This window comes from Erythrobacter donghaensis, from assembly GCF_001557325.1.
GTDB lineage: Bacteria > Pseudomonadota > Alphaproteobacteria > Sphingomonadales > Sphingomonadaceae > Erythrobacter > Erythrobacter donghaensis_B.
Window position 1 is genome coordinate 18,473 of the sequence record NZ_LSJS01000292.1, and the last position, 18,708, is coordinate 37,180.

Annotated in this window: 16 protein-coding genes; 8 read left to right on the forward strand and 8 right to left on the reverse strand. The window is 67.0% G+C overall.

Features of this window, described 5'->3' with window-relative positions:
* Positions 1-151 precede the first annotated feature (151 nt).
* Positions 152-952, reverse strand: coding sequence for a hypothetical protein (locus AX692_RS16490; RefSeq protein WP_230959493.1), 801 nt, complete (start codon positions 950-952; stop codon positions 152-154).
* A gap of 355 nt (positions 953-1,307) precedes the next feature.
* Between AX692_RS16490 and AX692_RS16495 the strand changes: the two genes are divergently transcribed.
* The 5 genes from AX692_RS16495 to AX692_RS20610 all read left to right on the forward strand — a co-directional run bounded on the left by AX692_RS16495 (position 1,308) and on the right by AX692_RS20610 (position 7,477).
* Positions 1,308-1,763 carry a DUF3576 domain-containing protein gene (locus AX692_RS16495; protein WP_073975679.1) on the forward strand — a complete coding sequence of 152 codons (456 nt, stop codon included), beginning with the start codon at positions 1,308-1,310 and terminating at the stop codon, positions 1,761-1,763.
* A 24-nt stretch (positions 1,764-1,787) separates the two neighbouring features.
* Entirely contained in the window at positions 1,788-4,403 is a 2,616-nt protein-coding gene (gene leuS, locus AX692_RS16500) for a leucine--tRNA ligase (RefSeq protein ID WP_073977782.1), read from the forward strand.
* Positions 4,403-4,903, forward strand: a complete 501-nt coding sequence (lptE, locus tag AX692_RS16505) for an LPS assembly lipoprotein LptE (RefSeq protein ID WP_073973566.1) — start codon at positions 4,403-4,405, stop codon at positions 4,901-4,903. The genes leuS and lptE overlap by 1 nt, the downstream gene beginning before the upstream one ends.
* A complete protein-coding gene (gene holA, locus AX692_RS16510) occupies positions 4,900-5,964 on the forward strand; it encodes a DNA polymerase III subunit delta (protein ID WP_073973567.1) in 1,065 nt (354 codons plus the stop codon). Before lptE ends, holA begins: the two co-directional genes overlap by 4 nt.
* A gap of 109 nt (positions 5,965-6,073) precedes the next feature.
* Positions 6,074-7,477: a sugar transferase gene (locus AX692_RS20610; protein WP_073973568.1), complete on the forward strand. Its 1,404-nt coding sequence runs from the start codon at positions 6,074-6,076 to the stop codon at positions 7,475-7,477.
* Here the strand turns inward: AX692_RS20610 and AX692_RS16520 are convergent.
* The 3 genes from AX692_RS16520 to AX692_RS16530 are packed head-to-tail and all read right to left on the reverse strand — an operon-like array spanning position 7,474 to position 9,374.
* Positions 7,474-8,064, reverse strand: coding sequence for an LptA/OstA family protein (locus tag AX692_RS16520; RefSeq protein WP_073973569.1), 591 nt, complete (start codon positions 8,062-8,064; stop codon positions 7,474-7,476). The genes AX692_RS20610 and AX692_RS16520 overlap by 4 nt on opposite strands.
* A complete protein-coding gene (gene lptC, locus AX692_RS16525; protein ID WP_073973570.1) occupies positions 8,064-8,729 on the reverse strand; it encodes an LPS export ABC transporter periplasmic protein LptC in 666 nt (221 codons plus the stop codon). Before lptC ends, AX692_RS16520 begins: the two co-directional genes overlap by 1 nt.
* 24 nt (positions 8,730-8,753) lie before the next feature.
* Entirely contained in the window at positions 8,754-9,374 is a 621-nt protein-coding gene (locus tag AX692_RS16530; protein WP_073973571.1) for a ribonuclease D, read from the reverse strand.
* A gap of 80 nt (positions 9,375-9,454) precedes the next feature.
* Between AX692_RS16530 and ung the strand changes: the two genes are divergently transcribed.
* Both ung and AX692_RS16540 read left to right on the forward strand, forming a co-directional pair.
* Complete coding sequence (gene ung, locus AX692_RS16535) at positions 9,455-10,138, forward strand: uracil-DNA glycosylase (protein ID WP_073977195.1); 684 nt, start codon at positions 9,455-9,457, stop codon at positions 10,136-10,138.
* Positions 10,138-10,923 (forward strand): enoyl-CoA hydratase, encoded by a 786-nt coding sequence (locus AX692_RS16540; RefSeq protein ID WP_073975855.1) that lies wholly within the window; start codon positions 10,138-10,140, stop codon positions 10,921-10,923. The genes ung and AX692_RS16540 overlap by 1 nt, the downstream gene beginning before the upstream one ends.
* A gap of 67 nt (positions 10,924-10,990) precedes the next feature.
* Here AX692_RS16540 and AX692_RS19275 read toward each other — a convergent pair whose 3' ends face one another.
* Positions 10,991-11,287 (reverse strand): toxin-antitoxin system YwqK family antitoxin, encoded by a 297-nt coding sequence (locus AX692_RS19275; protein WP_081095407.1) that lies wholly within the window; start codon positions 11,285-11,287, stop codon positions 10,991-10,993.
* 426 nt (positions 11,288-11,713) lie between these two features.
* Here AX692_RS19275 and AX692_RS16545 point away from each other — a divergent pair, with 426 nt between their 5' ends.
* Entirely contained in the window at positions 11,714-13,762 is a 2,049-nt protein-coding gene (locus AX692_RS16545; RefSeq protein ID WP_073976973.1) for a GMC family oxidoreductase N-terminal domain-containing protein, read from the forward strand.
* A gap of 3 nt (positions 13,763-13,765) precedes the next feature.
* Here AX692_RS16545 and AX692_RS16550 read toward each other — a convergent pair whose 3' ends face one another.
* The 3 genes from AX692_RS16550 to AX692_RS16560 form a co-directional block, all read right to left on the reverse strand.
* Complete coding sequence (locus AX692_RS16550) at positions 13,766-15,487, reverse strand: serine hydrolase domain-containing protein (RefSeq protein WP_073974614.1); 1,722 nt, start codon at positions 15,485-15,487, stop codon at positions 13,766-13,768.
* Positions 15,488-15,539: 52 nt separating this feature from the next.
* A complete protein-coding gene (opgC, locus tag AX692_RS16555; RefSeq protein ID WP_155644964.1) occupies positions 15,540-16,829 on the reverse strand; it encodes an OpgC domain-containing protein in 1,290 nt (429 codons plus the stop codon).
* 579 nt (positions 16,830-17,408) lie between these two features.
* On the reverse strand, positions 17,409-18,647 hold the full coding sequence (locus AX692_RS16560; protein WP_073974612.1) for a polyhydroxyalkanoate depolymerase: 1,239 nt from the start codon (positions 18,645-18,647) through the stop codon (positions 17,409-17,411).
* Positions 18,648-18,708: the final 61 nt, after the last annotated feature.

Here is an 18,708-nt window from a genome sequence, read left to right on the forward strand (position 1 = left end):
GCTTGCGAGGATAGCCTAGCGGGCGCATTCCCTTAGGGAAAGCGGGGAATAGCTATGCGTATGGCGCGGATATGAGGGCGCAATAACCGCGCAATAACCGGGCAATGATGTGATGCGGTTCGGCGGCCTGCTGCCACCCGTGGAAGGCGAATCAGAACTTGATCTGCGTGCCCACGTAAACCGCCTGGCTGTCCTGCACCGAATTGGTCAGCGGATCGAGCCGTTCGCGCTCCTGCGAGTAGCGCACGCCTGCGGTCACGTTGAGGTTGGGCGAGAGGCGGAAGCTGCCGCCCACGCCCACGGTCTGCGCTGCGGTCGAATCGAGGGTGTTGGGCGAGCGGCCCGCGATCTGGCGATCCTCGAGCTCGATCCGCGGCTGGAGGCGCGAGGGCTTGTCCGCGGCCTTGGGGCGCGAGGGTTCGAACTGCGCGAGATCGGGCAGGGCGAGCTTCTGGACGTTGGCCGACAGGTCGACCGTGCGCGCGAAGCTCTTGTAGCCGCGCGCCGCGCCGAGCTGGAACTTGCTGGCATCGAGCCCGGCGAGCGCGGAGCTGCCGCGGCCCGGAACGGCATCGAGCGTCTGCCGCACCGAGATCGCGCGGACCGTGTCGTCATCGACCCGCACCGCGACCGTCACCGTGCGCTTGCCGCTGATCGGCGGGGCACTGGCGGGGGTGAAATGCACGCCGCGCGCCCGGGCCTTGCCGGCGACGCGGGCAGCGAGTTCGGGATCGACCGAGGCGGGGGTGAAGCTCCCCAGGCTCAGCGCATCGCGCCCGGCACCGGTGATCGCGGCCGAGATTGCGGCTGCCTGCACCGGGGCGAACTGCCCGGCCAGCGCGAGTCCGGCGCTGGGCACGGCCAGCGCAAGCGCGCCGCAGAGCGCGACGAGCGTCCGCGAGCGCCGTGCCCGCATCCCCTCCTTCGCCATCCTGTTCGCCTTGCGTGCCATTCCGCCTTCGTTCCTGTTCCCATGCGCGGGCCCTTCGCGATTAAGAGCCCAAGCGGACACGACATTAACACGTGATGAGTCGCGCGCCTTTCCACAAATATGTGGAGTGACCGGCAAGGGCTTGCAACGATCTTGCCGCAAGCAGCCCGGTTTCCCCGCTCACCTGTGGCACCATGCACACAGAAAGCCTTGCATCCCCGTGCAATTCAGCCCCGGTAAAGCACGTGCGGCGCTCTTGCCGAAGGGCGGTCGTGCCCCGGGCGAAAGCGCCTTCGTGCTTGCCGCAAGGGGGCTTGCCACTATAGAGCGGGCCCGAGACGTTTGCTCTAGACTTTTGCTCAAGGATGATCCGGCAGTGACACGCGCCCCTTCCGCCCTTCTTCGCCGCACCTTGGGCTATGCCCTGCTCGGCACCGCGCTGGTCGGCCTTGCGGCCTGCGGCGGGCGTGACCGTCCGCGCACCGAACTGGCCGCGGCGCAGCTCAACACGATCGGCGTCAACGCCTATCTGTGGCGCGCCGCGCTCGAGACGGTGAGCTTCGCGCCGCTGCTCCAGACCGACAGCGCGGGCGGGGTGATCGTGACCGACTGGTATGCCAACCCGGCCAACCCCGGCGAGCGGGTGAAGCTGACCATCACGATCCTCGACCAGGACCTGCGCGCCGATGCGCTGCGGGTCGCGGCGAGCCGCCAGGTCAACGAGGGCGGCAACTGGGTCGAAGCCCCGGTGCAGGCGGCGACGGTGCAGAAGCTCGAGGACATCATCCTCACCAAGGCCCGCGACCTGCGTCGCCAGGCCCTCGCTTCGTAATACTGCTCCACCGGACCGACCTACATGAGTGACTCCCGCTTCGACCCTTCGGTCGCCGATGAACGCTGGCAGCGTGCCTGGACGGACGCGGGCACCTTCACTGCGGATTCGGCCAGCCCCAAGCCCAAGAGCTACATCCTCGAGATGTTCCCCTATCCTTCGGGGCGCATCCACATGGGGCATGTGCGCAACTACACGATGGGCGACGTGCTGGCGCGCTATCAGAAGATGCGCGGGTTCGAGGTGCTCCACCCGATGGGCTGGGACGCCTTCGGGATGCCGGCCGAAAACGCCGCGATGGAAAAGGGCGTGCACCCCGGCGGCTGGACGCGCCAGAACATCGCGCAGATGAAGGCGCAGTTGCAGCGCATCGGCTTCGCGCTCGACTGGACGCGCGAATTCGCCACCTGCGATCCTGAGTATTACGGCCACGAACAGGCGCTGTTCCTCGACCTCTACGAGGCGGGGCTGGTCTATCGCAAGGAGAGCACGGTCAACTGGGACCCGGTCGACATGACGGTTCTGGCGAACGAGCAGGTGATCGACGGCAAGGGCTGGCGTTCTGGCGCGGAGGTCGAGAAGCGCAAGCTGAACCAGTGGTTCCTCAAGATCACCGAATTTGCCGATGATCTGCTGGAAGGCCTCGGGAGCCTCGAGGACTGGCCCGAGAAGGTTCGCCTGATGCAGGAGAACTGGATCGGGAAGTCGCAGGGGTTGGAATTCAGCTTCGACCTTTCCGAGCCCCTTCCCTTGAGGGAAGGGGTTGGGGATGGGTGTGCGACGCCCGCGGATGCCGTACCCCCACCCCCAACCCCTCCCCAAGGGGAGGGGAGCCTTCAGCGCTTGCCCGTCTACACCACCCGCCCGGACACGATCTTCGGCGCGAGCTTCGTTGCCGTGGCGGCAGACCATCCGATTGCGCAGTCGCTGGCGGGCGATCCGGAGGTCGCCGCGTTCATCGAGGCGTGCAAGCGCGGCGGGACCAAGGCGGCGGAAGTCGAAACCGCCGAAAAGCTGGGCTACCGCACGGCGATCACCGCGCGCCATCCCTTCACCGGCGAGCCGCTCCCGGTCTTCATCGCCAACTTCGTGCTGATGGAATACGGCACCGGCGCCGTCATGGGCGTGCCGGGGCATGACCAGCGCGACTTCGAATTCGCCACCAAGTACGGCCTGCCGATCGCGCGCGTGGTCGCCAGCGATCCGGCGCGCGCCGACGAGCCCTTCATGGGCGAGGCCGAGGCGGGGGACGGGGTGATCGTCAACTCCGATTTCCTCGACGGCATGACGGTGGAGGAGGCCAAGGCCGCCGTCATCGCGCGCGCCGAGGCCGGCGGATGGGGCGAAGGCCGCACCGTGTGGCGCCTGCGCGACTGGGGCGTGTCGCGCCAGCGCTATTGGGGCACGCCGATCCCCTTCATCCACTGCGATGCCTGCGGCGTGGTGCCGGTCCCCAAGGACCAGCTGCCCGTCACGCTGCCCGAGGACGTCAGCTTCGAGATCCCCGGCAACCCGCTCGAACGCCACCCGACCTGGAAGCACGTCGATTGCCCCAAGTGCGGCAAAGCGGCGCGGCGCGAGACCGATACGCTCGACACCTTCGTCGACAGCTCGTGGTATTTCCTGCGCTTCGCCAGCCAGCCCGCCGACCGACCCTTCGACCCCGAGGAGGTCGCCAAGTGGATGCCGGTGCAGCACTATATCGGCGGCATCGAGCACGCGATCCTGCACCTGCTCTACGCCCGCTTCTGGACGCGGGCGCTGGCGCAGATCGGGCAGACCGAGGTGAAGGAGCCCTTCGCGGCGCTGTTCACGCAGGGCATGGTGACGCACGAGACCTATAGCCGGATCGATCCCGCGCGCGGGGTGCCGGTGTTCTTCGGCCCCGAGGAAGTAGACCGCACCTCGGAAGGCGCGACGCTGCTCGCCGACAGCGCCCCGGTCGATGTCGGCCGCGTCATCAAGATGTCGAAGTCGAAGAAGAACGTCGTCGACCCCGATGCGATCATCGCCCGCCACGGCGCGGATGCGGTGCGCTGGTTCATGCTTTCGGACTCCCCGCCCGAGCGCGACCTGCCGTGGTCCGACGCCGGGATCGAGGGCTGCGCGCGCTTCGTCCAGCGCTTGTGGCGGCTGTTCCAGGCCTACGATGCCTCGGCCGAGGGCGAGGACAAGGCGCTCGACCGCAAGACCCACCAGACCATCGCCGCGGTCGCCGCCGACATCGAGGCGCTGGGGTTCAACAAGGCGGTCGCGCGCATCTACGAGCTGACCGGCGCGACCGAGAAAGCGGCCCCCTCGGCTAGCCGCTCAGCCGCAATCCGCGCCCTCGTCCACCTCGCCGCGCCGATGATGCCGCACCTCGCGGAAGAGGCCTGGGCGGCCATGGGCAACACCACCCTCATCGCCGATGCGCCCTGGCCCGAGGTCGACCCCGCGCTGCTGGTCGATGACGAGGTCACCATCGCGATCCAGCACATGGGCAAGCTGCGCGACACCGTCACCGCGCCGAAGGGGGCTTCCAAGGAAGACCTCGAGGCGCTGGCGCTCGCCTCGGCCAACCTGCAACGCTCGATTGATGGCGCGGCGGTGCGCAAGGTCATTGTCGTGCCCGACCGATTGGTGAATATCGTCACCTGATGCGGATGCTCGTCCTCCTCGCGGCCTCGCTGGCCCTTGCCGCCTGCGGCCTCTCGCCGATGTATGCGGGCGGGGCGCAGTCGGCCTCGGCGCAGGGGCTGGCGGCGGTCGAGGTTCCGGCGATCCAGGGCCGCGGCGGCTGGCTGGTCAAGAACGCGCTCGACGCCCGGCTCGGCGTCGCCGGAGAGGCGACGCCGCGCTACCGGCTCGACGTGCGGCTCGACGATTCGCTCGAGGCCCTCGGCGTCCTCAACGACGACACCATCAGCCGCGAACGCCGCGTGCTGCGCGCGCGCTACCAGCTGGTCGACCTGGCGAGCGGGGCGGTGCTGCTCGATGCGACCGCGGGCTCGGACGCGGGGATCGACGTGGTCTCCAGCGAATATGCCACCATCGCCGCCGAGCAGAAGGCGCTCGAGAACCTCGCGCTCGAGGTCGCCGACCGCGTGGCGACGCAGGTCGCGCTGACGCTCAGGGCGCAAGCCTCGCGTCAGCCGTGAAGGCGACCCAGAAGGATTTTCTGCGCGGCGTTCCGGCGGGTTTGACCTCCTGCCGCATCTTCTTCTTCTGCGGCCCCGACGAGGCCGGCGCCAACGCCGCCGCGCAGCGCATCGCTGCGGCGCTCCCCGACCCGGGCGAGCGGATCGAGCTGACGGGCGCCGACCTCAAGCGCGACCCCGCGCTGCTCGGCGACGAGGCGCGCTCGACCTCGCTGTTCGGCGGCAGCCGCCACATCTGGGTGCGCGCCAGCGGCGAGGAGGCGCACGATGCCTTGCAGATCCTGATCGAGACCTCCGAAGCCGGCGCAGGCGCGGCCGCGCCGGTGATCGTCGTCGCGACTTCGGCCACCGACAAGTCGCGCACCGCCAAGCTGCTGGAAAAGCGCAAGGATGCGCTGGTCGCGATGTTCCACCCGCCGGAATTGAAGGATGCTGCGCAGGCGGTGCGGGGGATGGCCGATGCTGCGGGCCTCAGGCTCGGCGGCGACCTCGCCGAACGCATCGCGCGCGCCGCCGGGCTCGACGTGCGCCTCGCCCAGTCCGAGATCGACAAGCTCGCGCTCTACGTGGGCGCCGATCCGCAGGCCCCGCGCCCCGCCACCCCCGAGGATCACGCCGCGATCGGCGCGGCCACGGAAGAGGATGGCTTCGCTCCGCTGGTCAACGCCGTGCTCGGCGGCGAGACCACGAAGATCGCGGGCGAGATCCGGCGCATGCGCGAACTCGGCCTCAACCCGGTGGGCGTGGCACTGGCGCTCGAGCGGCGGGCGGGCCAGCTGGCGCAGATCGCGGCCTTCCTCGGCCCGCGCGGGAGCTTCGAGCAGATCGACAAGGGCGCCGAGATGCGGCTCGGCATCTTCTTCCGCGAAAAGCGCGACATCGCGCAGCAATACAAGCGCTGGACCCAGCCCGCCGCGCGCGGGGGGCGCGAGACGCGGCTTGACCGGCTGATCCCGCGCCTTGTCGCCTTGCATCGCAACCTGATCGCCAACAGCCAGGCTGCCGAGCTGCTGCTGGCGCAGGAACTGGCAGAAATTGGCCGATTTGCTGCGAAGCGGTAGCAAAATGTGCCAAGCTGCCTTCGCAGTCGCACAATCCATCTTTCTATATGTAATAAACCTGATCTAAACCAAGTTCCGCGAGGGTCGCGCCTCAGGGGAAACGGCTTTCATGAACCGCGCTACGCCGAAACTGCTGGATGCGATCCGACACGAGTCGGTCGAGAGCAAGGTTGCCCCTTCGCTCGAGCGGCGGCGGCTTCGCGCCTATGCGATGATGCTGCTGGCCGATGGCGCGCTGTTCCACTTCTGCTTCGCGCTGGCCGCGCTGATCTGGGAAGGGGTGTGGGCCCAGCACCGCGCGATGATCACCGCGCAGGTGATGCTGCCGGTCTATTTCACGATCGCGCTCTACAACGGCACCTATGGCCTCAGGGCACTCGGCAGCTGGACATTCGCCGCACGCAAGGCGCTGATCGCGCTGGCGATCTCGGCAGCGCTGGTCAATTTCGTCGGCTTCTACACCAAATCCAACGACGAGTTCTCGCGAGGGGTGACGACGCTCGGCCTGCTGCTTGTCGCGGTGCTGCTGGTCTCGATCCGCCGGGTGCTGGCGACCCTCATCGCCGCGCGCTGGGGCGGGCGGGTGAGCAACCGGCTGGTGATCGACGACGCGGGCCCGAGCTTTGCCTTCGACGGCGCCGACCGCATTTCGGCCGCCGATTACAACCTCGATCCGGGCAGCCACGATCCCTTCATGCTCGACCGGCTGGGCAAGCTGCTGCGCAATCAGGACCAGGTGGTGGTGAGCTGTCCGCAGGAGCGGCGGCAGGACTGGGCCTTCCTGCTCAAGTGCGCCGGGGTCTATGGCGAGATCGTGAGCGAGCCCGCGCATGTGCTGGGCGCGGTCGGCGTGCACCGCTACGATGCGCTGGATCGCACCACGCTGGTGGTCTCGACCGGCCCGCTCGGCCTGCGCGCGCGCATCCTGAAGCGCGCTTTCGACGTCGTCGTGGCGCTCGGCGGGCTGATCGCGCTTTCCCCGCTGCTGCTGGTGATCGCGCTGCTGATCAAGCTCGAGGACGGCGGTCCGGTGCTGTTCATCCAGCGCCGCCTCGGCCGCGGCAACCAGTTCTTCGACATGTTCAAGTTCCGCTCGATGCGCGAGGAGAAGCTCGATCACGAGGGCGCCCGCTCGGCCTCGCGCGATGATGACCGGATCACCCGCATCGGTGCCTTCATCCGCCGCACCAGCATCGACGAGCTGCCGCAGCTCTTCAACGTGCTGAAGGGCGACATGTCGATCGTCGGCCCGCGCCCGCACGCGCTCGGCAGCCGCGCGAACAACAAGTATTTCTGGGACATCGACCGCCAGTACTGGCAGCGCCACTGCCTCAAGCCGGGCCTCACCGGCCTCGCGCAGGTGCGCGGCCACCGCGGCGCGACCGAGCACGAGAAGGACCTCACCGACCGCTTGCAGTCGGACCTCGAATATATCGCGGCCTGGTCGCTCAGGGGCGACATGGGCATCGTGCTTCGCACCGCGATGGTGCTGCGGCACAAGAACGCGTTCTAGTTCTTCTTGTCGCCGCTCTGCGGCACCGCGAAGGTACCCGTGACGCGGCCCCGGCCCGACGGTGCACCCGGCGTCGTCGCCGCCCCGCCCGCGGCGCTGCCGTCGACGGTCGAGAGGCCGCTGTCGAGGTCGATCACCAGCCGCCCGCCGTTGAGCGTGTCGCTCCCCCGGCGCAGGGCGACATTGCCCGCCATGGTGATGATCCGGCGATTGAAGTCATAGACCGCATTGTCGCCGCTCGCGCGCTCGTCGCCGCGGGTGATGACGACGCCGCCGGTGGCGGTGATGCGCTGGATCTCGAGCTGGCCGCCGGCATCGGTGAAGTTCACCAGCATCCGGTCCGAGCGGACGGTGAGGCCCGCCTGGGTGACGATCACCCCGCCGCTGGCGATCGCCTGGTTGGCGCGATCGTCGAGCAGGAATTTGCCCGCGTCATAGGTCACCGGCGCGCGCGAATCGTGACGGGCGATGCCCTGCGCGGCGAGGTTCATCCCCCCCGCGAGCGCCGCGGTGAGCGCGAAGCCGCCGATCCCCCAGACGAGGGCGAGGCGGCCGAGCGGGGTGCGGGTGTTGTTGGTGTCAGGCATCACGGCATCCTCAGCTGGCCGGGAATCATGGTGAAGCGGGCATTGCCCTCGAGCGTGATCGTGCGCGCGCCCAGATCCGCGCGCATCGTGTTGGCGGAAAAGGTCCCGGCCGGAATCTCGCCCTCCACCCCGGCATCGCCGCGCAGGGTGCGCGATTTGAGATCGACCGACACGCCGCTCGCCGTCATCCGGTAACCGTCGGAGGTGGTCAGGCGGATCGGCCCGTTCACCGCGACGGTTTCTCGGGCAATATTGTAGATGCCGCCGTCGGCACTCAGGCGCGCCGGCCCCTCGGTGAGCAGCAGCTGCGCGACGAGATCCTGCATCCGCACCAGCCCCTCGGCGCTCGAACGCTGCACCGCCTCGCCCGCCAGCACCGAGAACGGCCGCCCCTGGTTGTCGCGCCCGCGATACATGGCGTTGTCGACCGACAGGCGCTCGTCGATCAGCGCGACCTTGTTGCGATCGAGCAGGAAGCTGACCTCGCCGCGGGGCGAGAGGGGCGTGATCACCATCAGCGCGGCGAGCACCCCCACTCCCATCGGCAGCACCCGCGCGAGCATGCGCACCAGCCGGTCGTGCGAGCCGCCGGGCGCGGCAAAATGCTGCCGCCGGCTGCGCAGCGCGCGCGCCTCACTGGTTTCGATCGCTTGCTCGGGGGCCATGGGGGGAGAGTGCCTGAGGCGTCCTTACATGTGGCTGAAGATGTCGTTCTCGGCCCAGCCGGCGATGTCGAGAGCCGCGCGGGTGGGGAGGAAATCGAAGCACGCCTGCGCAAGGCCCGTGCGCCCCTCACGCTCGAGCCGGGTGGCAAGCTCGGCGCGCAGGCGGTGCAAGTAGCGCACGTCGGAGGCGGCGTAATCGCGCTGCGGATCGGTGATCACCGGCCCGCCCCAGTCGCTGGATTGCTGCTGCTTGGAGATCGATTCGCCGAGCAGCTCCTCGACGAGGTTCTTGAGGCCATGCCGGTCGGTATAGGTGCGGGTCAGCTTGCTGGCGATCTTGGTGCAGAACACCGGCCCCGCCGTCACGCCCAGATAATATTGGATCGCAGCGAGATCGAAGCGCGCGAAGTGGTAGATTTTTTCGCGCGACGGATCGCCCAGAACGGCCTTCAGATTGGGCGCGTCGTAGGAACTGCCCGGATTGAAGCGCACCAGATGCTCGTCGCCGCTGCCGTCGGAGATCTGCACCACGCACAAACGGTCGCGGTGGGTGACGAGGCCCATGGTCTCGGTATCGACCGCGAGCGACGCGGTGCCGGTCAGCACGCCTGCGGGCAGGTCTTCTTCGTGGAAATGCACAGCCATGGGCCGTGCCCTACGCGCATTGGGGAAAGAGGGGAAGGGGCGAGTGGCGCGGGAGCAGCGGCTGGCCTAGCCTGCCGCGCATGTCCGAAACCCTCCCCGAAAGCTGGCGGCCCGTGCTGGAGCCGGTGCTGAGCGCCCCCGAGGCGCGGAAGCTCGGCGGGTGGCTCAAGGCGGAGGAAGCCGCGGGCAAGCAGGTCTATCCCCCGCGGGGGCAACGCCTCGCCGCGCTGGCGCTGACCCCGCTCGAGGACGTGCGCTGCGTGATCCTCGGGCAGGATCCCTATCACGGGCCGGGGCAGGCGCATGGGCTGGCCTTCTCGGTGCAGGCGGGCGTGAAGCCACCGCCGAGCCTCGTCAACATCTACAAGGAGCTGGAATCCGACCTCGGCTTGCCGCGCCCTGCGACGGGCGATCTGACCCATTGGGCGCGGCAGGGGGTGCTGCTGCTCAACAACACGCTGACGGTCGAGGCGGGACTGGCGGGGAGCCATGCCGGGCGCGGGTGGGATGCGATCACCGACGCCTGCGTCGCTGCGGTCGCGGCGCGCGAGGCACCGACCGTGTTCATCCTGTGGGGCAGCCACGCCCGCAAGAAGGCGAGCCGCGTCCCCGCCCTCGCGCGCAATTCCCATCATCTGATAGTCGCCTCGGCCCACCCCAGCCCGCTATCGGCCCACAACGGCTTCTTCGGCTCGCGCCCCTTCAGCCAGACCAATGAGTTTTTGGAGGCGAATGGGCGCGGGAGCATCGACTGGAGGATTTGATGAGCGATGACGTCATCCTGATTGAAGTGGACGGCGCGGTGGCGACCGTCACCCTCAACCGCCCGCAGGCGATGAACGCACTGAACCGCGCGCTGCGCAAACGCCTCGCCGAGGTGATGCGCGCGGTCGATGCCGACGCGAACGTGCGCGCGGTGATCCTCACCGGCGCGGGGGAGCGGGCCTTTACGGCGGGTCTCGACCTCAAGGAACTGGGCAGCGAGGAAGGAGCATTGGGGAGCGCCAATGCCACCGACCCCGCCGACAATCCGGTCAAGGCCATCGAGCTGTGCCGCAAGCCGGTGATCGGCGCGATCAACGGGGTGGCGATCACCGGCGGTTTTGAAGTTGCGCTCGCCTGCGACGTGCTGGTCGCCAGCACCAACGCCCGCTTCGCCGACACCCACGCGCGGGTCGGGATCGTGCCGGGCTGGGGTCTGTCGCAGAAGCTCAGCCGCATGATCGGAATCAGCCGCGCGAAGGAACTCGCCTTCACCGGCAATTTCCTCGACGCCGAGACGGCGCGGGCCTGGGGCCTCGTCAATCACGTGGTGGCACCCGACGAACTGCTGCCGCTCGCGCGCAAGCTGGCCGCCGACATGGCGAGCATCGATCCCGCCTTCCTTGCGGGCTACAAGCGCCTGATCGACGATGGCTATGCGGCCAGCTTCGGCGAGGGGCTCGCCATGGAAGCCCGGCGCTCCAGCGCCGCCAACAGCGCGGTCGCCCCCGAGGAAGTCGAAGCCCGCCGCATGGCCGTGCAGGAGCGGGGGCGCGGGCAGGGGTAACGTCTGCTTTCGGGAAGGCCGAATGACCACGCGAATGACTGCAAGTGGGTGGAAACCGGAATGGCGGCTATTGACCGTCGCTCAACGCTCCGTCTTCGTCCCAATAGCGCCATTCGCCAGTCACTTCACCTTGTGCGTATGTGCCCTCGGCAGCGATCTGGCCGTTGTAATGATAGTCACGCCAGAGCCCGTCTTCATGACCATCGACATAATTGCCTTCCGACGCAATCGCACCGCTAGGATGAAACGCTTGGAAAAGCCCATGTCGGACCCATCGCGTCCCGTCAGCTGACAGTTTTCTTGCGTAGCGGAATTGGATGCCGCCGCTTTCGAACGGTATCTCGGCAATGTGCAATTCTTCCATGCCAATAGTTTACGAACGTTCGCCGCTGTCCGCAACGGGGTCGATAGCTGAACGTCAGCTTTAGGCTGGCAGCCAGCCAAAGCGGACATTTCCTACACGCATCCCGGCCGCTATCATCTGCGCCGCTCTTTCCCATCGCTGGCAGGGTGGTCGCAGGACCGCCGGGGCAGATCAAGCCCTCTCCCCCTGTCCGTCCGCTTTGCGCGGAACGGATTAAGTATCTTATATTCTTGAGAAATATCCCATGAAGCAAGGCGGACACTGTGTCCGCTTTGTCCGCTTTTCGCGGCGCTGACCGGTGGCGTGGTCTCACCGCCAATCCCCGCTCCCTTCGCCTTTCCCCCCATTGTCGCCGCAACCCGGCGCAGGCATACAATTCTTCGCCGTTCCAACGGGGTAGCAGGGGACGGCAACAGGGGGTCGCACATGCAGGAAAAGCCGTTCAATCCGTTCATCGCCGCCATCTGGCGCAGGCTCGCCGAGACCATGCTGGTCGAGCCGTCGCGCATGGCGATCACGCCGCAGCAGGTGGTCGACAATCTGCAGGCGATGTTCGGCAATATCCGCGGCAAGACCCCGTTCAACACCGGGCTTTCGGTGTTCGCGGCATGGGTGGTGCTCGGCGGGCCGGTCTGGCACCTCGCGCCGCGCAGCTTCCGGGTGTGGCGCGTGAAGCGGCGGCTCAAGAACAGCCGCGTCGACCTGTTTCAGGACATGGCCCGCATCCGCGGCATCGTCTACGCGGGTTACTACGGCCACTGGCTGCCCGCCCCCGGCCCGAACCCCGATCAGCAGGCCGAGGAAGACGCCAACCGCGACAACCCGGTGCTCAGCGCGATCGGCTACACGCTCCCGCATCACCGGACCCGCGCGGGCACGCCCGACGATCCGGCGATCGCCGAATTCACCGGCAACGACCTTCCGGCCTCCGCCTTCGTCCACCCCGATGCCATCCCCGATGAAGTCGAGGTGGTGGTGATCGGATCGGGCGCAGGCGGAGCGGTCGCGGCGGCGAACCTCGCGGCGCAGGGCTACGAAGTGCTGGTGGTGGAGGCCGGGCCCTATCTCTCGAGCTCGCAGATCACCACGCACGAGAAATGGATGTCCTCGAGCCTGTTCAAGGACGGCGCGATCCAGACCACGCGCGACCGCGACATCATCGTCTTCCAGGGGCGGACGGTGGGCGGATCGACCGTCATCAACAACGGCATCTGCCTGCGCCTCGCGGCCGAGGGCGAGACGCATCCGGACGCCAATGACGTGCTCGCCACCTGGTCCGCGCTCGGCGCGCCGATCGCCGAGGACGCGCTGGAGCACGCCTACGAGCGGGTCGAGGCGGTGCTCGGCGTGCACGAGATCGACCGGCGGCTGGGGCGCAACAACGGGACGCGGCTGCTGGCGGGGTGGGACGCCTACAAGGTGGGCTCCACCGAGCCGCTCGACCAGCGCGCCGTCGCCGGGTGGTTTCGCAAGAACTGGGGATCGAAAACCGAGCCCAACGCCTGCATCTCCTGCGGCTATTGCAACACCGGCTGCCCCTATGGCCGCAAGCGCGCGATGCCCGAAAGCTTCCTCCACCGCGCCGTCACCGCCCCGCGCCCGGCGCGCATCCTCGCCGAGGCCGAGGTGTCAGAGATCGGCTGGGGCCCGCGCGACGGCGACGGGCGGCGGGTGGCGAACGCGGTCAAGCTGGTGCTGCCCGATCACCGCGGCAAGACGGTGCGGGTGACCAAGGGCGTGGTGGTCGCGGCAGGCACCATCGCCTCGAGCAATATCCTGTCCGCGAGCGGGATCCGGGGCACGGGCAAGAACATCTCGCTCAACATCGCCTGCCCCGTGCCGGCGCTGATGCCGGGCGATGTCATCGCCTGGGACGAGGACCAGATGGCGACCTTCATCGACCGCGGCGACTTCCTGATCGAGAGCCATTTCCAGCCGCCGATGAGCATGTCCTCGCTGGTGCCGGGCTGGTTCGACGAGCATTTCCGGCGAATGCACCACTACAACCGCCTCGCCTCGGCGGGGGTGCTGTTCCCGGCGGACCGGCGGGGCGAGATCAAGGGCGGCCAGCTCTCTTTCAAATTGAAGGAGGCCGACCTTGCCGTGCTGCGCCGCGCGCTGGCGCTGCTGACCAAGATCCACTTCGCAGGCGGCGCCGAGGAGGCCTATCCCGCGCTGCTCAAGGGCGAGACGCTCCATGCGGGCATGAGCCACGGCGAGATCGATGCCTATTTCGAGCGCGCGATCCGCGAGCCCGACGATGTGGTGCTGTCATCGAGCCACCCGCACGGCGGCAACGCGATCAACGCCGATCCGGCCAAGGGCGTGGTCGATCTCGACCAGCGCGTCCACGGCACCGCCAACGTGCTGGTGTGCGACGCGAGCGTGATGCCGAGCTGCATCCGGGTGAACGCGCAGCTGACGACGATGGCGATGGCTGACCGCGTGACCTACGGGCGGCGGGTATTCGGCTAGGCCTCAGTCCCCGGTGCGCGGGGCACGGGTCTGGTCCCCGCCCTGATCGAGTGTCACCGCCGGGGCCGGGCCCTCGCCGCCCTCGAAGGTCAAGGTCGCGTCGATCCCCTGGGTGCGGAAGGTCGCCGGGCCGGTCGCGGTCAGCGGGATCACCGGCTGCCCGGTCGCCTGCGCGGTCAGCGTGCCGGCATCGGTGAGCGCGATCGTCAGCACCGCCGGGCCCAGCGCATAGCGTCCGACATAGCGCTCGAGCACTTCGCGCGGCACCGTAACGGCGGCCGCCTCGGGCGGGATCGGGCCGGTGCGCAGGGTGATCTGCGGCGGAGTCTCGCCGTTGGCGGCGAATTCCATCACCGGCGTGCTGTCGGCATTGCGGGTGAGGGCGAACCAGCTCAGCGTCTCGGGCCCGTAGAAGAAGCGGTTGTCGCCGCCCGCGAAAACCTCGAGCGTGGCTCCGCCCGAGCGCTGGGTGTAGAGTTTGCCGTCCTTCGCAAAGAACCGCCGCTCGCCGCCGCCGGGGATCGCGTAGACGCCGAAGAAGGGCTCGAGCGCGGCCATGTCGGCGGCGGCGCGGGTGAAGGCGGGGTAGGGATCGCCCACCGCGGCGGCGGCGATGCGGCGCATCACCACGCCGGGCGAGGTCTGCGGGCTGTCGCTGTTGGCCAGCACCGCGACGAACAGATCGGCCTCGGGGATGTAGATGCTGTCGGTGTTGAACCCGAAGATCCCCCCGCTGTGCCCGATCGCCGGATGGCCGCGCAGCGGATCGAGCCCCAGCCCGAAGCCATAGGGCTGGGTAGAGCCGTCGGGCATCGTCGTCGGCGCGATCATCAGCGCATAGTGCGCGGCATCGACCACCTTGCCGTGATGCAGCGCCTGCCCCCATTTCGCCAGATCGCCGACCGTCCCGATCAGCGCGCCCGCCGCATGGGGAAAGCCCATGTGGATGTATTGCGACTGCATGGCGGCGGCGGTGGCCTCGCCGGTATAGCCGCGGGCCATGGCCGGCGTGTCCTCGCCGCCCACGCCGTAGCGGATCGTGGCGAGCCCGAGCGGGCGGGAGATCCGCGCCTCGACCGCCTGGTGCCACGGCATGCCGGTCACTGTCTCGATAATCGCACCGAGCAGGATGTAGCCCGAGTTGTTGTAGTTCCAGACCTCGCCCGGCTTGCTGGGCGAGGGGGAATCGCGGAACAGGGCGATCATCCCGGCCGTGTCCAGAGCGCGGGCGGTGCTGACCGGGGCCATGATCCCGGGCATTTCGGTGTAGGACTGGATGCCGCTGGTGTGCTGGAGCAGCTGGCGCACGGTGGCCGATGCGCCCGGCTGCGGGTAATCGGGGATGAACTTCGCCAGCGGATCGTCGAGCGAGAGCTTGCCCTCCTGCGCCAGCTGGACGATCACCGCGGCGGTGAACTGCTTGGTGATCGAGCCGAGGCGGAACACCGTTTCGGGGGTGATAGCGCGCGCCGCGCCGATATCGGCCATCCCGCGCGCGCCCTGATAGACGATCTTGCCGCCTCGCATAACAACCACCGCCGCGCCCGGCCCGTCGGCGGCATAGCTTTCCGCGAGCACCGCATCGGCCAGCGTCCGCAGGTCTTGCGCCGAGGGGGTTGCTGCGGTGGTTGCAGGCGCGGCGGTCTCGGCCGCAGCGGGTACGGCCAAGGTCAGAAGAGCCACTGCGGCCGAGGCATGGCCGGTCATCGTCACGATATTGCGCATTTCTCTCACCCCTCGATTGCGGGCGGAGTGTATTGTGTATCTAAGACACCTGTCAAGCGGCGACGCGCGGACGGGGGCGGGGCCGGAGGAGGAAGTCCACCAGTTGACTGTACGAGATTGATAGCGGTTTGACTGCCCGCGTAATCGCATCAGTGCTGATTTTGGTAACGCCTTGGGCTAATCTGGCCAGGGAACGGTAGTGCCACGGCCCACCAACCTGATCGATCTTCATCAACGTGAAGTACAGATAGCTCTGAGCCACGATCAAGATCCCGAACGCCGAAGATAGAGCAAGAGCCTCAAGGCCGTTATCGGAAGTGAAGGGTTGAATGATCAAGAGGACGTTGCCGAACGCAAACGTAAACAGGCTGACCGTGCCGATGAACTTCCATCTGTCGAGTGCGCGGATGCGACGAACGTCAAACAGGTAGGTGCATGCCATCACCCCTGAAACTGTCGCGCTCATCCCCAAGGCTGTGTACAATGGATGGTTGGCATTCCGTAGGCTCATATTTGCGATTTGCGCTACCATCGCTGAGGATTGCCCCCATTCCCACAGTGTCGCGGAGGCGACAAAGAAAGCTGCAGCCATACCAGCAAGCAGCGTCCAACCCTTCTGCGCTGCCATCTCCGATGATTTCTGGATGTCGGTCATCGCACGGCCGATGACCATGCCAAACAAGACCAGCGACAATCCATGTACAAGCGATGGGCCGCCAACGACGGTGTCGCCTACACCAATCAGGAACCGGGTGCCCATTCCGATGACGTCTTTGCCATCGAACAAGGCTGGCGGTGGTATACTGAGAATTGCGGGATAAAGCAGGTGAATGGTCACGGCAATTGCGACAATTGCCCACAATCCGAACCGTATCCGGAAGGCGATCAAGAGGGGTGCCAAAGCGAGTACAAGACAATAAAACTTGAGAATGTCCGTGTAGGGAGTGCCGCCAATCAAGAGCGAGCATCGCAGTGCGAAGCCGATGGAGAAGTCACCCATCACTACATGTGCAAAGATAGTGATTGCATACAGCACATAACACTGAAGTGATCGCGAAAGGAGCCTGTTGGTGGCGGCCAAGGTATGGCCCGCGCGTACTTTTCGGCAGTACGCCAGCTCCAGCATTGCGCCAAAAAGGCATATGAATATTGGCGGTGCCATCTGCATGGCAAACCGAACAGGAATTACAGCTTCGCCGTAAAAGTTGGCTATTCCGAACTCGGCCATGGAGTGGCTGAGCATCGCCAGGATAATGGCGATCGAGCGGCAGATATCGACCCCGTTTAACCGAACACCCTCAGCTGAAATTGCTCTGCTTTGCCGTGACTTGGCGTTTTCCACTAACTAGCTTTCTTTGATCACCTGACGTTAGGCCGTCCGCTTTCAATCGGTTGTGGGGCGCCGCTACGCGGTGATGCGGGGCAAGCCTTCCATGGTAGCCGCTTGCCGATCGGCCCCACTCCCAAGCTCCGCCGTCAGCAAGCGGCGCCAACCCTGAGGAGTGTTGTTGCTTCCGTATCGGCCGTCCCTGCCGCACTTCCCCCAAACTGGGTTAACGCCCTTGAACCAATAGGCCCCAGTTGAGGTGTATCTTGGACTTGGAGATGTGGCTGATGTGCAAGAACGCTTCAGTCAGGTTGCCGGCGCATCTGCGGAAGACTTTCCCGAGCTCAGCACCCGCAGGTCCGATCCGGGGGCGTTTTCCTACTCCCGCGCGGCCTGTTAATCGAACAGCCGGCTCTTTCGGAATCGTGATCGGCGCGGCATCGGGGCCGCAAGCGCGCAGGCGCGAGACGCGATCTATCGCGCGGACTCCCTGTCCGTCCGCCCGGAAAATCCGAAACAAGTCCCTGCGATATTTGCAGAATAGGACAAGTTGGGAAAGTGACACGGTGTAACCTTTGTCACCTTCCCGACGCGTCATTCGCCGTGGGCGGCGATCCATTCCTCGACCACCGGGGCGACCTTGGTCCGCCAGCGCGAGCCGTTGAAGATGCCGTAGTGCCCAGCGCCCTCGGCCATGTAGTAACGCTTCTTCGCCTCGGGCAGGTTCGGGGTCAGCTTCAATGCGGCGCGGGTCTGGCCGAGGCCCGAGATATCGTCGCGCTCGCCCTCGATCGCCAGCAGTGCGGTGTCGGTGATCTGCTTGATGTCCACGAGCTCGCCCTTGTGGCGGAACTCGCCCTTGGGGATCGAGTGCTTCTGGAACACCTCCTCCACCGTCTGGAGGTAGAACTCGGCGGTCATGTCGCACACGCTGCGGTATTCGTCGTAGAAGTCCTTGGTGGCCTGCGCGGAGGCCTCGTCGCCGGCGGTGAGATGCTTGAACATCTCGTAGTGGCTCATCATGTGGCTTCTGAGGTTCATGCTCATGAAGGCCGAGAGCTGCATGAAGCCCGGATAGACCCGCCGCCCCGCGCCCGGGTACTTGAAGGGCACCGTGGCGATCACGCTCTGGCGGAACCATTCGATCGGGCGCTGCATCGCCACGTTGTTGACGACCGTCGGGCATTCGCGGGTATCGATCGGGCCGCCCATCATGGTCAGCGTCAGCGGTGCGGCGGGGGACTGGCGCAGGTTGAGGAGCGCGGTTGCGGCGAAGGCGGGCACGCTCGGCTGGCACACCGCCATCATGTGCGCGCGGCGGCCCTCGTTCTTGCGGGTGATGTGCTCGAGGAACGCGATCAGGTAGTCGATGTAGTCGTCGAGATCGAACTCGCCGCGGTCCATCGGCACCATCTTGGCATCGGCCCAGTCGGTGATGAACACCTCGCAGCTTTCGAGCATGCGTTCGACCGTGCCGCGCAGCAGCGTGGCATAGTGGCCGCTCATCGGGGCGACGATCAACAGGCGCGGGCGATCCTTGCCGAGGCCTTCGACCCGGAAGCGCTTGAGGTCGCCGAAGGGACGCCGCAGCACGGTCGATTCGCTGACGGGGTAGCAGTGGCCGCCGACCGAGATCTCGCGGATGCCGAATTCGGGCTTGTCGTAGCTCGCGGTCGCATGGGCGAAGACATCGAGCGCGCTCGCCGCCATCGGGCCGAAGCCGGTGTAGCCCAAGGGGTTGACCGGGTTCGACAAAAGCTCCGACCCGATGGAGACAAGGGCGCTCGCGCTGTTCATCCAGCTGCGCTGCATCTCGTAGGCGAAGTAGAGCATGGGGGACCTCGTGGTGCGAAACGAACGGGTGCGGCGTCTCTTGGGCGGATGCCGCTTGCGG